This window comes from Roseovarius sp. S88, assembly GCF_037023735.1.
Classification (GTDB): Bacteria; Pseudomonadota; Alphaproteobacteria; order Rhodobacterales; family Rhodobacteraceae; genus Roseovarius; species Roseovarius phycicola.
On record NZ_CP146069.1, the window covers coordinates 2,946,833 to 2,962,080 of the forward strand.

Sequence of the window (15,248 nt, forward strand, 5' to 3'; positions counted from 1 at the left end):
CATTTCAAACGCTTACTTAAAGCGATAGTTGATCCGACCCTTGGTCAGATCATAGGGTGTCATCTCGACTTGCACCTTGTCGCCCGCCAGAACACGAATCCGGTTCTTGCGCATCTTTCCTGCCGTGTGGGCGATAATCTCATGGCCGTTCTCAAGCTCGACCCGGAATGTCGCATTAGGCAGGAGTTCCTTGACGACACCTGGAAATTCGAGCGTGTCTTCCTTGGCCATGGTATCTCCTTTGTTTGCCGTCCCCTTGATCGGGACGCGCCTTAAATGGTCCTATTTGCATAGATTTTCAAGTTGAATATTACCGCAAAGGCCGGGACGTCACGTAGTTGTCACGCCCCTTTTGTTCGACCCAGTGAGCACGGCCCAGCACACGCCCATCCGCCCGGACATGCGCAATTTTCTCCAGATCAACCTCTGCATAGGTCCAACCGGGTTGGTTTAACTGCCCTTCTGCCAGGACACCCGTGTCGGGAAATCCGGCATCCGGCGGACCAAAGATGCCGCCCATGCCCGTGGTCAGGTCCGCCACCTCATTCCATGGCGCGTCTCCGACAAGCGAAGCCATGACCGACACACATTGTGTCTCTAGTGCCCGCGCCATCGCCCCGATGCGGACCCTCCAGTACCCGGAAAGCGCCTCGGTACAGGACGGCGCAAGGATCAGGTCGGCATCATAGAGCGCCCGCCCCAAAAGCGGAAATTCGCTGTCATAACAAATGAGTATGCCAATCTTGCCGATAGCCGTGTCAAACAATTGCAAGCCACCCCCGGATGCAGCCTGCATTGGATCACGCTCCCACCGGGTCATAATCTGTTTGTCTTGTATACCCACAGCCCCGGTTGGCGTGATCAGCCGCGCGCGATTGACGGGTCGGTCGCCAATCTGCGGGTCAAAGACCGGTGCGGACCCGGCGCAGATATGCACATTGTATTTCGCCGCCAGTTCCATATGCAGCGCATCCGCCTCTGGCACGCGCTCCGACACCGCGCGCAATGAACGCTCCAGATCCGACGCCGCCTCCGGGCCCGCCAACATGGCAAGCTCCATGCCGGCATATTCAGGAAACACCAGCAATTTGGCGCCCTGTCCTTCCGCTTCGGCGACCCAGGTCTCTATCTTTTGGGCATAGGCCTCCCAAGAGTCGACCGGATCAAGCGGGTAAGCGGCTGTTGCAACTTTCATGGGCGTCAGGCCTTATTTTCTTGGTTTTCGAGGCTAGAAAACACCTCACGCGGCTGGCGCGTTTCGGGCAAGCCAGCATCGCGCAAAGCGCTGGATTTCACATCCAACACCGGGGTCATGTCAAACCCATGATCTGCGACATACGCCCCCTGATCATCCGGCGGCACAATGACAAGCGGCGCATTGCCTACGACCCCTTGCAGTACAAGCCGTGCCGCAACATCCTCCGCTACAGTGTGGACCAATGGCGCCGTCGTTATAATCTGTACGCGATTTTCCGGGCCTTTTGGCTCAAATTCATCCTTTTCAGACAACGGCAGCACGCGCGCCGTCGGCCAGGGTGCCAAAGCAGCCTGCAGCGCATCGGCCTCTTTTGACCCGGCGTCCCCAAGATATACCGTCACCAGCGCCCCGGATTTTGCGCGCAGAGCACACAGACCAGTGCACCCTTCCAGCACATCGCGCGCCTTGTCCGCAAAAACGACAAGCTCCTCCGTGATCCGGGTGTCCTTACAGTCGAGCAAGAACCCCATGATGGTTTCGGCCATCTTGTTATAGTGCCCCACATCGCGCATATCGTGCTCGATCCGGCCAATATCGACCTCAATCACCTCCGCACCAGCCGCATAAACGCGCACCATGATGTCCAGATCGGCGGCATAATTCCCCACGATCTCCTGATGTGCGATTAAGGACCGGTTGACCAGATAAATACCGGTATTCGGCGAGCGCAGCCCTGACAAGCCCGGGAAAAGCCATGCAATTCCGGGCTTTACCAGCAACCGCGTCATTGGCATGTTGTCTTTTGGGTCGGTCCAATCCCCTTTGACCAGACCAATATGGCTCTCCCTCGCTGCGACCATTTCAGAAAATAGTTTAACATTAAACTTTTCGAGATCCGCATCAACTTTCATGACCCAATCATGCGTCGCGGCGGCCAATCCGGCGCGCACGGCGTGGCCCATTCCGGGTTGTGCCTCATAGACCGGCTTTGCCCCCGCGACCGCAGCCAGCTTTGCGGTGTCATCGTCAGAAGCATTATCAACCACGACAACTTCGTCGACCCAATCCATACTCAAAAGATGGCGCACGACGGCTTCGATCGTTTCAGCCTCATTGCGGGCCGGAACAACAACAGAGAGCGGCAAGCGTGTCACGAACGGGGCACCGGTATTAGGGTCAAACTACGTGGATGCTTAATCCCAACGTGGCGTGGTCACAAGCCAACCTTCTCACGTGAGCTCAACAGGTTTTTGCAAATGAAGCGGGATTTCCCGCGCCAGCCGGATCAAATGCGCCATGAAGGGTTTGTCAGTATCATACTCACGCACGGCTGCGTAGAGCCGCTTGGTCACACCTTTGGGTGTTAGTTTACGGGTCACATATTCGGTGCTGCTGCGTTGCTCTCGCAAAACCCAGTCCGGCAACACCGCAACGCCGCGATTAGATGCCACCAAGAGAAGGATCACCGCTGTCAACTCAATCTGCCGCACCGCACGCGGTTCGACCTTGGCCGGGGTCAGCAATTCGGTGAAAACATCCAACCGGGAGCGATCCACCGGATAGGTGATCAGCGTTTCATCCCGAAAATCTTCGGCGATAACATGATCACGAGCAGCCAGAGCATGCTGGCTTGAGGCTACGAACAATGGCTCGTAGTCAAAAAGCGGTTGAAAAACAATGCCATCCAACGTTTCAGGATCAGAAGAGACCACAAGATCGACCTCTTCCTTTTGCAGAGCGGGCAACGCGTCAAAGGCAAGCCCGGGCCGGATATCAATATCGACGTCTGCCCAGGTCTGACGAAACCGCTCCAGCACGGGGAAAAGCCACTCAAAACAGGCATGGCACTCAATGGCGATATGCAGCCGCCCTGCACTGCCTTGCCTTAACCCCGAGAATTCCGCCTCCAGCGCTTCAACCTCTGGCAGCACCTTTTCCGCCACGCGCAATAGCCGCAAACCCGCCGCAGACAACTTCAATGGCTTGGAGCGCCGCACAAACAGCTCAACACCGGCTTGATCTTCTAACCCTTTGATCTGATGTGATAATGCAGACTGTGTGATGTGCAAAAGATCAGCCGCGCGCGCAAGCCCGCCAGCCTGATGAATGGCGCGGATGGTGCGGAGATGACGAAAGTCGATATGCATGGTTTATGAGGCGCCCTCATTCAAACAATGAATTTTATGAAGTTGTCTCACATATATGCATTTGCGACAAGCGTCTCAACCATCCGCATAGGAGAGTACGCCATGTCCGCCCCGTCCGTTTCTTTCGAATTCTTCCCGCCCAAATCGCTGGAGGCGTCCTTTCGGCTTTGGGACACTGTGCAATCTTTGGCGCCTCTATCTCCGCGCTTCGTATCCGTCACATATGGCGCAGGCGGCACAACACGTGAACTCACACGCGATGCGGTGACCACACTGCACAAATCCAGCGGCTTGAACGTGGCCGCCCACCTGACTTGCGTCGGTGCCAGCCGTGAGGAAACGCTTTCCGTGGCGCAGGACTTTGCCAAAGCTGGCGTGCGCGACATTGTGGCCCTACGCGGTGACCCCCCGAAGGGTGCTGCGAATTTTGAGCCGCACCCAACCGGGTTCGCCGACAGCTGTGAACTCATTTCCGCGCTGGCAGACACCGGTAAGTTCAACATACGGGTCGGGGCCTACCCCGAAAAACACCCCGAGGCGGCAAGCCAAGAGGCCAACATAGAATGGCTCAAACGCAAAATAGATGCAGGTGCATCCGAGGCGATCACGCAGTTTTTCTTTGAAGCCGATACCTTCTTTCGCTTCCGGGATGCCTGCGCCAAGGCGGGGATCAATGCACCCATCATTCCCGGCATCTTGCCCATCGAAATCTGGGCAGGAACGCGTCGCTTTGCCAAGGCCTGTGGTGCGATTATTCCGACCTGGCTGAGCGACGCATTTGACAAGGCTGTGCGTGATGACCGCGAAGAGCTTCTGGCCACCGCAATTGCCACTGAGCTTTGCAGCGACCTGATGGAAGGCGGCGTTGAGCATCTACACTTCTACACGCTCAACCGCCCCGAACTGACCCGCGACATCTGTCACGCGCTTGGCGTCACACCGAAAACAGAGCTACGCCACGTCGCTTGACATCAAGACCCCTGTGAGGGCCCCAAGCCTGCACACCCTGCCCCCGCTCGTTCCCCATGAGTGGGGGCTTTTTAGCTCAAACCGCCGGTTCTGCCCCCGCCACCTCGTCCTTGGTCGCGGATTCGACGGACTTATGCATCCGTTCAGAAGGATCCTGCCCCACCCTGCGCGGACCGCGCATCAAGAAAATCCGCGCCCAGCCGCGCCATGTGCCAACTGATGGGGCCGACGCATCGCGCACAAATCGGTCCCGCCATCCTTGGGGCAAATCCAACCCATGATTGCCGGCACGTTCCAACATCCAGACAAGCGGGATGTTCGACAAATGCCGTGCCGCGTGGAACCCGTCCAACTGGCCGCCCACATCCCCATGGCTGCCACGAAACCACACCTGTTCAACCCGACCCTTCGCGCCCGGCGCATCTGTCTGCGTATTCCACAAAACAGGTGTGTAAGCCTTGCGCGTCTCATGCAGCGCCAGCGCGTGATAGCCATGCCGGATGACCGGACCAAGTTCATGGTTGTGAAACGCGTGTTTCGGCGTGCTGAACCGCCACAGGATCGGCAGGCCAAGCCCAAGCGCCTTGACCGTGTCCCACACCCCGATCATCTCAATTTCGACCTCAGGGTGACAGCGCCGCGCAGTGAACGCCTCCGCGACTTCGCGCCCGGGTTCATCGCGGTAGTGGCGATACGCCGTCTCGATATGACGCTCTGTGGCATATTGCGGTTTCAACAGCCCAACTTGATCAATGACCCCGGCCAAGGACCGAACCGCGTATGCCCCGCGCGAAAATCCAATCAGGAAAATCCGGTCACCTTGCCGATAGCGCGAAGCGAGGTATCCATAGGCCCGTTTGATTTGCCGGTTGATGCCGCGTCCAAGGATCACATCCGCGGTACGTTTCCAGTCCGGCCATTGCACCCCGGCCTCATAATATATCGAAAGTCCCGATCCCACGACTTCGGACAACAGCTTGTAAGTAAGGCCAGCATTCGTCTCGCACCCTTCGGTGAGCGTCGACATGGTACCATCAAGAATAATAACATGCGTGACCGCGCTGCGATGCGTCCGGCGCACACGTGGACCGCGCCGGGGACGCCCCAGCAGCAGGCGCTTAAGCGGTCGAATGAAGCGTTTGAGATCCATCGTCATTCAGCATCTTCCATACCCGGTGCGGGGTAAAGGGCATATCTGCCCGCGCGACACCCGCGTGTGACAAGGCATCTGCCACCGCATTGGCCACAGCTGCCATCGAGCCGACCGTCCCGGCCTCGCCACACCCTTTCATACCCATGACATTAGTGGTCGACGGCACCGCTTCGGTCGTGAAGGTAAACATAGGCACATCTGCGGCACGCGGCATGGCATAGTCCATGAAAGAGGCCGTCAATAGCTGCGCGTCCTCATCATAGCTCACGCGTTCGCAAAGCGCTTGTCCAATGCCTTGCACCACACCGCCATGCACCTGACCTTCGACCAGCAATGGGTTGATAAGATTTCCAAAATCATCAACGACTGTGTAGTGGACGATCTCTGTCTGACCCGTTTCAGGATCAATCTCAACCTCACAGACATGCGCCCCATTGGGAAAAGACCGAGCCGGAAGCTTGGCCGTTTCACGATGGTTCAACAGATCGCGACGCCCCTCTGCACGCGCCATCTCCGCCGCTTCCAGCAAGGTCGGTGTCATGTTTGACCCCGGCGCGCGGAATGTCTCATGGTCGAAGTGAATATCGTCTTCAGCCACGCCCATTTTCTCGGCAAGATATGGCGTAAACGCCCCCACCATTGCATCCACTGTCACCAGCGTCGCATTGTTCTGCACGGTGACAGAGCGTGATCCCCCCGTACCGCCGCCCTTTTCAACCCGATCACTGTCGCCTTGCACCACGGTGATCTGATCCACAGGAACCCCAGTCTGATCGTGCAGGAACTGCGCATAGACCGTCTCATGCCCCTGCCCGTTGGATTGCGTGCCCACGTAAAGCATCACGCCGCCATCATCGGTAAACTCGATATGCGCGGTCTCAGATGGATCGCCAAGGATGCTCTCGATGTAAAAACAAAGACCGAGACCGCGTAGCTTCCCCCGTTTCACTGCCTCGGCGCGCCGGGTTTCGAAACCGGCCTTGTCGGAAAGCTGTTCAACCCGGTTCAGCACCCGGTCAAAATCACCCACGTCATAGGTCTCGCCAATGGCCGTGACATAAGGAAACTGATCCACCTTGATGAAATTCCGTCGCCGCAACTCCCACGGATCCACGCCAAGCTCCCGCGCCGCCTGATCCATGATCCGCTCCAGTGCGAAAATGGCTTCGGGCCGCCCCGCGCCACGATAGGCATCTACTTGCGTCGTGTTCGTGTAAACACCCTCGACATGCAGATAAACGTTCTGCACATCGTAAACCCCCATCACTACCTTTGAGAAAAGTGCAGTCTGAATGTTCTGCGCAAAAGGCCCATTGTAAGCCCCCAAATTACACAGCGTATCAACGCGGTAGCCGGTGATCCGAAGATCTTCATCAAAGCCCAGCGCCAGGTCATGCACAAGGTCCCGCCCTGCATTGTCAGACAACATTGTCTCGGTCCGGTCCGCCACCCAAAGCACTGGTGCTCCCACCATCCTCGCGGCCTGTGCCACAACAAAGGTCTCCGGGTAGTCCGGGGCCTTGGTGCCAAAACCGCCCCCAACATCCGGGATCGTGACCCGAATATCCTCAGGTTGCATGCTCAGAATACGCGCCGCATGCCGCTTGGTGTTCCAGACATTCTGACCGCTAAAGGCTATGTGCAAACGCCCCTCTTCGACTTGCGCCAAAACGCTACGGCCTTCCATCGGGTTGGCGATGATGCGGTTGTCCACGACATGCATCTTGACCACATGAGCCGCATCAGAAATCGCGGCCTCTGCCGCCGCTTCATCGCCGATGCCCCAGTCAAACGCCCGGTTCTCAGGCGCATCTTCATGCAACTGCGGCCCGCCCAGCGCCAGGTCCAGATGAACATCGCGCTCGTCGTAGTCGATCTCGATGAGCTCCGCCGCATCCCGTGCCGCATCAAGATTGTCAGCGACAATGAAAACCATCGCCTCGCCCACAAAGCGCACGCGATTTTCGGCCAAAAGGGAACGGCGCGGAATGGGTGTCTTGCTGCCGTCGCGGTTCGGCACACCCATGGCTGGCATCGGTTCGGTCACGCCTGCGGCGGCGAGGCCATCTGAGTCCAAAACCAGATGCACACCCGGTGCAGCGCGTGCCTCGCTCAGATCCAGTGTGAAGTCCGCATGCGCCACCGCTGAGCGCAAGAAATACCCACGAAGGCACCCATCCGGAGCAAAGTCGGAGACATATTGCCCATGCCCCGTCAGAAACCGCCGATCCTCGATCCGTGTGACAGGCTGACTGCGTCCAAACTTTTCCATGACTGCTCCACACCTTATGGGTCACGCGGACCCTAGCGTGGCGCGCTGCGGTGTCCAGCCCAGCCTATTCGAATTGCGAGACAAGCACCGGCGCGGATGGTCCGTAGCCGTTAAAAGCCGTGGCCAGGCATTCTCCATAGGCGCCCATGCCACCGAAAATCACATAGTCGCCTTCCGCGATGTCCGAAGGCAGCAGAAGCCGCTCGGGCAACCGGTCCAGACTGTCACATGTCGGACCAAAGACAATCCGGGGTGATTTCGCGCCCTCACGGAGTGTCCCCTCTTCCGACACCACCCGCACCCGCGCCACGGCTCCCATGTCCCGCGCCTCAGCCAGTGCGCCATAAAGCCCATCGTTCAAGAACACAGCTCCAGAGTCGCGCGTGGCCTTGACCCGCGTGGCCAGGCAAAATGCATCCGCCACCATAGCCCGCCCCGGCTCACACAAAAGCTGCGGGGCGTCCGCGCCGAAGACCTCTCGGGTCACTGCACCAATATGCTCAAAAATTGCCATCAGATCGGGGGCTGCGCCATCCCGGTTCGACGCAAACCCACCCCCGACATTGATCCGCGCCAGTTTGACCTCGGCGGCCTTCGCCACGTCGGCCACTGCACGAATATATGTGCCCCAAGGCTCCGGATCGGCACATTGGGTTCCGGGATGAAAACAGACAGATGGCGCATATCCCCGCTCCGCCACCAGCCGCAAAAGCATCGCCGCTTCTTCCGGTTCCGCCCCGAACTTAGCTCCGAAATCATAGGCCGCGCCCTTGACCGGAAGCGCCAAACGCACCGCAATTTCCGTCCCTTGCGGCACGTTGTTCAGTTTATCCAATTCCGAAAGTTCATCCACCGAATAGGACACAACACCATGCTGAATCGCACAGCGCACTTCCTCCGGGGACCGCACCGGATTGTTGTAATGCAGCAACGCGTCCGGCGCGACCGCATGTACCGCTGCCATCTCAGCCGGACTTGCCACATCAAATGCGGTCAGCCCCGCCGCGCTTAGGTTTTCCAATACGCCCTTGTTGGGATTGGCTTTGACCGCATAGGTCACAAGCCCCGGAAACCCGGCGCGGAAAACCTGCGCCGTGGCTTGTAACACCGCGGGACAAAAGTATAAAATCGCTGTATCAGGCTGCTTGCGCCGCAAATGATCCACCGGACTGGGCCATTGAAATCGCGTATACATGGTCTGCCTCGAAACATTGTTTTTCTTAACTTTACACCAGTCTGCGTTAAAATATGGCGGCAGTTTGGATGAATTGACGTATTATTTCGGCAAAGTGATTGGGGGAATCATGCATACAGACGAATTGGACGAAGCGCTGATTGCGCTCTTACAGGAAAACGCACGCGCGCCGGTGGCCATGCTCGCGCGCCGATTGGGTCTTGCCCGCACCACGGTGCAGGCCCGGATCGAACGGCTTGAAACCAATGGCGTGATCGCGGGCTATACTCTGCGCGTGAACGCAGCCCGCCGGGCGCCTCTAAGGGCCACGGCACTTGTGCGGATCGAGGCGCGCAGCCAGCCCACCGTGATGTCCCGGCTAAGCTCTCTGCCCAATGTGCGCAAGGTGCACACGACGTCCGGTCGGTTTGACCTGATCGTCGGGCTGGAGGCGGAAAGCACCGAAGAACTGGACGAGGCATTGGACCGGATCGGCGAGGCAAAGGGCGTGCAAGGCTCTGAAAGCCTTATACATTTGGCGACCAAGCTGGATCGCTCGAATTAACCGTAAAGCGTGCTCCAACGCTCTATCAACTGCTGTTGCAGACGTTTGGAGCGTGTGTTCCAGCTTTTGGACCCTTGTGGTCGCGTGTCGTTCTTGCTGTCCACCTTGGCCCGCAGATCATCATTCGCGGTGAAGATTGCAAAGGCCAGATCCTTACCTTTCGGCGTGGTTGCATACCCCGCCAGCGAACTCACGAAATAGAGCGTGCCGGTTTTTGCCGCGACCTGAATGGGATGCCCTTTGTTGGGCGACCCATTTTTGTCGCGCAATGTGATCGGCTTCAGGATCGGCTTGAGCATCTCCGATTTTCCGAACCGCGCCAAGGCCTTGGCCAGATCAACCGCCGTCAGACGTGAGGCATCGCTCAACCCCGAGTGATCCGCCAGCCGCGCGTTTTTCATACCCAATTCGGTTTGTGCCCAAGTGCTCATTTCCCGCGCGGAAACCGCCAGCCCAGTACGTCGCCCACGACGCCGCAAAGAGGCTGTCATCCCAACCAGCTCAGCCGTCAGGTTGGTGGAAAACTTCAGCATATCCTGCAAAATGTCGGTCAATGGCGCGCTTTTGTGACTCACCAGCATTGGGGCATCTGGCAAGGACTTAATCGGCTTTCCTGCAGTCAGGGAAATGTCATTCACCTCGGCCAGGCGCGCAAAAACTTCGGTCGCATAGGTATGCGGATAGCGCACCGGCAACCACCGCGCCCCGCCATTGCCCAATGCACGCCGTGCCACGCTCCATTGGTCGTGGTCACCACCATCGGAATAGACGTAAACCGGACCTTTACGGTTCGAGATGTCCATGCGCGCCGCCCGCACAGCTGGGCGATACCTCTTGGTGCGCGCCTCCATGGTCACATCATAAGTCTGACCTTTACGCTTCCACTCAAAATGCACGCGATTAAAGTTGAGGTTCAGCCCCGAAATCGACGGATTATATCCGACATGGTCCGGCTGACTGGGATCAATCGCGCGCACAAACGGCACCGCCCCCGCCCAACAGCGCAGGCGACCGGTCACCCGGTTGACCCCTGCTGCTTTCAAACGCTTCACCATGTCGCCAAACACATCGGTGTCCAGCGTCGGATCCCCGCCCCCGGCCAGGATCAAATCTCCGTCCAACACGCCGTCCTTGACTGGGCCAGTTGCCAAAAGCCTGGTTTCAAACCGAAAATCGCCACCCAGCACATCCAATGCATAGAGCGCCGTTAGCGCTTTGGTCACGCTTGCTGGCGGCAAGCCCCGAGCGCCATTCATGGCCTCAAGAACCTTACCGCTGGCGGGATCCACTACAGCAAAACTGACATCCCCGCCGAGCTTGGCTGTATCGATAAGCGTTTGCGCACCAGTGGCCCGAGGTTCTCTTGGGCCTTGGGGGCGTATCTGAGGACGCAGCGAGACCTCTGGCGCGTTGGCCAGACTGGCCGTGCCCAGCGCACTCAAGGCAGTTGTTAAAAAGAAACGTCTCGAAACTCTGAAATTCATAAATGCAGTTAACCCAAGCCACCGGCTTCGCACAATCCGCTTTCCGGCTCACCCCCTCATCAACTTTTCGCCAGCCCGCTCCAATCGCCCCGTGCCCGGATCTGTGTCGACGAGATCGCTGTCATTGGCACGTTTACAAAACACCACGCGGGCGCGTCTGCCAAGGCCAATGCCCGCGACTGCCGTCCGGGTATGCGATAGCGCCGGTAAATCTGAGCGGCTTTCGATGTCCGGGCTGAAATCCTCTGTCCGGGCCGGGCCAGTACACCCAGTGGCACGCGCGCCACGATGTTATGCCAGTCTTGCCACTGATCCAGTTGCGCGAGGTTGTCGGCCCCCATCAGCCACACAAACCGCACGCCCGGATGCACCGCCTGAAGCATCGCCAGCGTCTCGGCCGTGTAACGTGTGCGCGCTTGCGCTTCGAAGTCGGTGACGTGAAGACGCGGATGCCGGATCAAAGCCTCACATGCCGCGATCCGTTGCTCCATGGGCGCTGGACCACGGGTCTTCAGCGGGTTTCCCGGACTCACAATCCACCACACCTGATCCAGATCGAAGCGCCGCAGCGCCTCGCGCGATATATGCACATGCCCCGCGTGCGGCGGATCAAACGATCCTCCCAAAAGCCCGACAACCTGACCCGGTCGGATATGCAGCAGTCGATAGAGCATCTCACCCCGTCCAGATTTGCGCATCAAACAGCGCCATTCTGCATATCCGGCGCCTTGGTGCAACGCTCTCTGATCAAAGCAATTTTAGTCATTTTGTTGCACTTGCTGCATCACATCTTAAGGGGTCTTGCGGCAAACTCCACAAGTCCTGTGCGGGTGTAGAAGATCGTGACCGAGTATTCCAAAACCAATGGGTCATCGCCAGATCCATCCGACAACACATCCCCGTCACTGTCGCTGTGCACGCGGCTTGTGAACTGTGCCAAGGACGCAATCGTGCTTCAGGACCTGCAAAGCAGGGTCTTGTGGATGAACCGCGCGGCGGAAGACATGTTTGGCTGGCCGCTGGACGACATACGCGGCTTGCCCGGTATTGGCGTCATCCTGGGCGCTGACCAATCAACAGAATTTGAGTACGACCTGCAAAGCCCGATCTTCGACCGTTTTGTCGTCGCCCGTCACAAACGTCGCGATGGGTCTGAATTCTGGAACCAACAGACCTTTGCCAAGGTCGAACCGATCCACGAAGACCAGACCATGATGATCCTGGTCAGCTGCCGGGACATCACAGAGCAAGTGCAAACGGAAACCGCCCTGCGCCAAACCCAGGAAGAGTTGCGTCATGCGGCCTACCACGATGACCTAACCGGTCTCGCAAACCGTAAAAAACTGCAAACCTACCTGGAAACACCCTTGGTGCGCACTGCCCTGAAACACCATCAGATTGGCGTTTTGCAATTGGACCTCGATGAATTCAAGGACATCAATGACAGCTTCGGACACGCAGCGGGCGATGGCACGCTCATTCATGTCGCCGAAGCGCTGCGTCGTAGTTCGGGCCCCCAGGATCTTGCATGTCGGTCAGGCGGGGATGAATTCTTGCTGATTTGCCCCAAAATCGCGACGACCGATGCTTTGATCACACGCGCCGACCTGTTGTTGAAAGAAGTGCGAAAACCGTTTCATTGGCAAGATCAAACCTTGCTCATCAAGGCCTCAATCGGAGCCAGCCTTGCCACCGCAGCGGTGGCTTGCGGCGAAGACCTGATTCACCAAGCCGACCAGGCCCTTTATGCCGCCAAGGAAAGCGGGCGCGCACAAACATCTATCTACACCTCAGAGCTTGGAAGAACCCAAACGACCAAAACGCAACTTTCGCGTGACATCCAGACCGCCATCGACACTGGGCAGTTTTCTATCGACCTGCAACCGCAGATGCGTCTGACGGACAACAGGATCACTGGCTGCGAGGCGCTTTTGCGCTGGAACCATCCTGAGTTCGGGCAACTCTTGCCGTTGAGTTTTCTCACCATTGCCCGCCGCGCTGGCGTATTGGCGGACCTCGACTACCGGTCAATGAACCTGTCGCTCGACGCCTTGCAGAATCTGCGAGAAGCCGGACATGACAAGATCGTTCTGTCCCTCAATGCCTCGGCTGAAGTCATGGCTGATCGCAACTATCCCGGCTTATTGGATTGGGCATTGCAATCCCGCGGCCTGTCACCTGCAGATGTCTGCATAGAGATCCAGGAAACCGCGATCCTACAACCGGACGCCTACGGAATCACCACAACGGTGGACAAACTCAAGCGCATGGGCGCACAGGTCGCGTTGGACGATTTCGGGACCGGCTATGCCGGATTTGCACATATGTCCTTCATCGACCTGGATATCATAAAGCTGGATTGCGCCATGATCGCCCGGCTTGAACAGGACACGCGCACCCTCGACATCGTCACGGCCCTGATCCGTTTGGCGCATCAGCTGGGCATGTCCGTGGTCGCCGAAGGGGTTGAAACCCAAGGTCAGCTTGATCTCCTGCGCACAGCAGGGTGTCCTCATATTCAGGGGTTTGGATTGGCCCATCCGATGCCCGCCTCCGACTTCGTGACCTGGCTCAGCGCGCAATCAAACGTCGATTGCCCGTTTGAACGACATGTCCCAAAGGCTTCCTGATCCGACTTCAATCAGGTCAACGATCCACCAGCGGCCGGTCCAGCATTTCCGGCAGCACTTCAGCCGGATAATTCTGATGCAAGCCCCAGATGTTACCCGCGATCGGGTCAAGCGGCCGAAACCGTGTGCCCGGCATCGCGCGCGTCCGCAATGCCAAAACAATATCCGACAACACGGCTGGGTTTTCTCTAAAATAGGCATGTCCAAGCTGCACTGACCCGCTTTCGACCATGACGATATTGACGTTCCCGGTGCCTTTCAGATCGTTGAGTTCCCGCTCGGACAGCTTGTCGGGATCAACCCCACCCAGCCGGGTCACGTTCCCGATCAGCCGCGACAACCGCAACGCGCCATCCTGAGGGTTGGTGTAGATGTTGATCTGATCAAACCCATCGGCAAACCGCTCTGCCACAAGCCGCTGACGTGTCACACCAACATCAAGATCCGCCGCGGCCAAAACCAATATACCGGTCTTCAAAATCCGTCGCGGATCGCGTCCGCCTCCTCGACTTTCCAGCATCAATTCACGCAAGGCATCGGTCATCACAGCCGAGCCACGCGAATGCGCCACAATGTCGATGCGCTTGACCTCAGGCACATCCGCCAGAATGCGCATGAACTCCTTGAGGTGAAACACCGAGAATTCACCGGATTCAATGTCCCGGAAATAGGCCAGCGGTCCATCATTGCCCGCAGGCCAGGAAAACAGCACTGGAAGAGACCGCCGCCCGGCAAAATGCCAAATGCTCGCCAGCGTTCCGACGCCATCGTCAAATTCGTTATTGAACCCATGAATGTACAAAAGCACCCGATCAACACCCGTGGCTTGCATCCGCGCGGCCACCTCGCGCCGGATTGTGGCACTGCGGGTCGCATAGACCGCGTTCGCCTCTGACGTGGTCTGCAGGCGGCCGCCATTGGATTGATATGGCAAGGGCGTGCGCGGCAAGCGCGCCAATTCGGTCAACCCAACCGGTTCGAGCCGCGTCAACCCGGCCTGTCCTGTGGCTTGCGTGCGCGCGATCAACTCGTTCCAGGAGCCAAGCCCGCCATACTCCACCCAGCTGGCACCAAAGGCCATGGAGTCATTGCGCCTCTCCCCATAGCGAACCACGGCACCGAACTCGTCCGTCACCGGATTGCGATCCGTCATAAAAAGAATTTCTGTGGTGGTGGTTCGAAACTGCGCGGGCACACCTGCCGCCGGATAGGCCTCACCAGTTTCAAACGTGTAAAGGTTTGGCGTCGGCGACAAGATGGCGGTCGTGTTGCGCCCGGCGCACGCGGCCAGAATCATCAGCAGCAGAATGGCCCCTCTGGAACGCATTTTCATTTGGCCATTCCCTCACTGTCGAGCCACGCCTGCATGTATCCTCGCCGCTCATAACGTTTCATTGCAAATCAAGTTTTCACCTTAGGACCTGAAAAACAACGTGGGTCTTCGGATGTTGCCACTTCAACCCATTCGTAGACTGTTGGACAACGTGGTTTTGCAACCAAACCAAGCTGATACTTGCCGGAATAACAGACCATCCGCGCAACAATCCGCCCTTAGCCTCACCTGATCATTTTCACGCCGACGATCCAAGGCCTAAACCGCAGGAAAACGCGCAATCTCACCGAAATTGGGAACCGCCCTAATGGTGCCGCAAATGA

At 57.9% G+C, this 15,248-nt stretch carries 13 protein-coding genes; 3 read left to right on the forward strand and 10 right to left on the reverse strand.

Going from position 1 to position 15,248, the window contains the following annotated elements; translation table 11 throughout:
• Window positions 1-12: 12 nt before the first annotated feature.
• From infA to RZ517_RS14975, 4 genes are all read right to left on the reverse strand, one after another.
• A complete protein-coding gene (gene infA, locus RZ517_RS14960; protein WP_005978431.1) occupies window positions 13-231 on the reverse strand; it encodes a translation initiation factor IF-1 in 219 nt (72 codons plus the stop codon).
• A 79-nt stretch (window positions 232-310) separates the two neighbouring features.
• Window positions 311-1,195, reverse strand: coding sequence for a carbon-nitrogen hydrolase family protein (locus tag RZ517_RS14965; RefSeq protein WP_338548965.1), 885 nt, complete (start codon window positions 1,193-1,195; stop codon window positions 311-313).
• A gap of 5 nt (window positions 1,196-1,200) precedes the next feature.
• Complete coding sequence (locus RZ517_RS14970) at window positions 1,201-2,352, reverse strand: glycosyltransferase (protein ID WP_338548966.1); 1,152 nt, start codon at window positions 2,350-2,352, stop codon at window positions 1,201-1,203.
• A gap of 75 nt (window positions 2,353-2,427) precedes the next feature.
• On the reverse strand, window positions 2,428-3,345 hold the full coding sequence (locus RZ517_RS14975) for a LysR family transcriptional regulator (RefSeq protein ID WP_338548967.1): 918 nt from the start codon (window positions 3,343-3,345) through the stop codon (window positions 2,428-2,430).
• Window positions 3,346-3,447: 102 nt separating this feature from the next.
• Here RZ517_RS14975 and metF point away from each other — a divergent pair, with 102 nt between their 5' ends.
• On the forward strand, window positions 3,448-4,314 hold the full coding sequence (gene metF, locus RZ517_RS14980; protein ID WP_338548968.1) for a methylenetetrahydrofolate reductase [NAD(P)H]: 867 nt from the start codon (window positions 3,448-3,450) through the stop codon (window positions 4,312-4,314).
• Window positions 4,315-4,390: 76 nt separating this feature from the next.
• On the opposite strand, the gene RZ517_RS14985 is transcribed toward metF, so the two are convergent.
• From RZ517_RS14985 to RZ517_RS14995, 3 genes are all read right to left on the reverse strand, one after another.
• On the reverse strand, window positions 4,391-5,464 hold the full coding sequence (locus RZ517_RS14985) for a DUF2235 domain-containing protein (RefSeq protein WP_338551176.1): 1,074 nt from the start codon (window positions 5,462-5,464) through the stop codon (window positions 4,391-4,393).
• On the reverse strand, window positions 5,433-7,739 hold the full coding sequence (locus tag RZ517_RS14990; RefSeq protein ID WP_338548969.1) for a xanthine dehydrogenase family protein molybdopterin-binding subunit: 2,307 nt from the start codon (window positions 7,737-7,739) through the stop codon (window positions 5,433-5,435). Before RZ517_RS14990 ends, RZ517_RS14985 begins: the two co-directional genes overlap by 32 nt.
• A 64-nt stretch (window positions 7,740-7,803) precedes the next feature.
• Complete coding sequence (locus RZ517_RS14995) at window positions 7,804-8,934, reverse strand: type III PLP-dependent enzyme (protein WP_338548970.1); 1,131 nt, start codon at window positions 8,932-8,934, stop codon at window positions 7,804-7,806.
• A gap of 109 nt (window positions 8,935-9,043) precedes the next feature.
• Here RZ517_RS14995 and RZ517_RS15000 point away from each other — a divergent pair, with 109 nt between their 5' ends.
• Window positions 9,044-9,478 carry an Lrp/AsnC family transcriptional regulator gene (locus RZ517_RS15000; RefSeq protein WP_338548971.1) on the forward strand — a complete coding sequence of 145 codons (435 nt, stop codon included), beginning with the start codon at window positions 9,044-9,046 and terminating at the stop codon, window positions 9,476-9,478.
• On the opposite strand, the gene dacB is transcribed toward RZ517_RS15000, so the two are convergent.
• Together dacB and RZ517_RS15010 are read right to left on the reverse strand one after the other, a co-directional pair.
• Window positions 9,475-10,920, reverse strand: coding sequence for a D-alanyl-D-alanine carboxypeptidase/D-alanyl-D-alanine endopeptidase (dacB, locus tag RZ517_RS15005; protein WP_338548972.1), 1,446 nt, complete (start codon window positions 10,918-10,920; stop codon window positions 9,475-9,477). The two genes, RZ517_RS15000 and dacB, sit on opposite strands and share 4 nt — an antisense overlap.
• A gap of 101 nt (window positions 10,921-11,021) precedes the next feature.
• Window positions 11,022-11,660, reverse strand: coding sequence for a nicotinate-nucleotide adenylyltransferase (locus RZ517_RS15010; RefSeq protein WP_338548973.1), 639 nt, complete (start codon window positions 11,658-11,660; stop codon window positions 11,022-11,024).
• 144 nt (window positions 11,661-11,804) lie between these two features.
• Between RZ517_RS15010 and RZ517_RS15015 the strand changes: the two genes are divergently transcribed.
• Complete coding sequence (locus RZ517_RS15015) at window positions 11,805-13,592, forward strand: putative bifunctional diguanylate cyclase/phosphodiesterase (RefSeq protein WP_338548974.1); 1,788 nt, start codon at window positions 11,805-11,807, stop codon at window positions 13,590-13,592.
• Window positions 13,593-13,608: 16 nt separating this feature from the next.
• Here the strand turns inward: RZ517_RS15015 and RZ517_RS15020 are convergent, their stop codons facing one another.
• On the reverse strand, window positions 13,609-14,925 hold the full coding sequence (locus RZ517_RS15020) for an alpha/beta hydrolase (RefSeq protein ID WP_338548975.1): 1,317 nt from the start codon (window positions 14,923-14,925) through the stop codon (window positions 13,609-13,611).
• Window positions 14,926-15,248 lie beyond the last annotated feature (323 nt).

Coding starts and splice junctions, on each gene's coding strand:
- infA (WP_005978431.1), bottom strand. CDS start 231: ATGGCCAAGGAAGACACGCTCGAATTTCCAGGTGTCGTCAAGGAACTC.
- RZ517_RS14965 (WP_338548965.1), bottom strand. CDS start 1,195: ATGAAAGTTGCAACAGCCGCTTACCCGCTTGATCCGGTCGACTCTTGG.
- RZ517_RS14975 (WP_338548967.1), bottom strand. CDS start 3,345: ATGCATATCGACTTTCGTCATCTCCGCACCATCCGCGCCATTCATCAG.
- metF (WP_338548968.1), top strand. CDS start 3,448: ATGTCCGCCCCGTCCGTTTCTTTCGAATTCTTCCCGCCCAAATCGCTG.
- RZ517_RS14985 (WP_338551176.1), bottom strand. CDS start 5,464: ATGGATCTCAAACGCTTCATTCGACCGCTTAAGCGCCTGCTGCTGGGG.
- RZ517_RS14990 (WP_338548969.1), bottom strand. CDS start 7,739: ATGGAAAAGTTTGGACGCAGTCAGCCTGTCACACGGATCGAGGATCGG.
- RZ517_RS14995 (WP_338548970.1), bottom strand. CDS start 8,934: ATGTATACGCGATTTCAATGGCCCAGTCCGGTGGATCATTTGCGGCGC.
- RZ517_RS15000 (WP_338548971.1), top strand. CDS start 9,044: ATGCATACAGACGAATTGGACGAAGCGCTGATTGCGCTCTTACAGGAA.
- RZ517_RS15010 (WP_338548973.1), bottom strand. CDS start 11,660: ATGCGCAAATCTGGACGGGGTGAGATGCTCTATCGACTGCTGCATATC.
- RZ517_RS15020 (WP_338548975.1), bottom strand. CDS start 14,925: ATGAAAATGCGTTCCAGAGGGGCCATTCTGCTGCTGATGATTCTGGCC.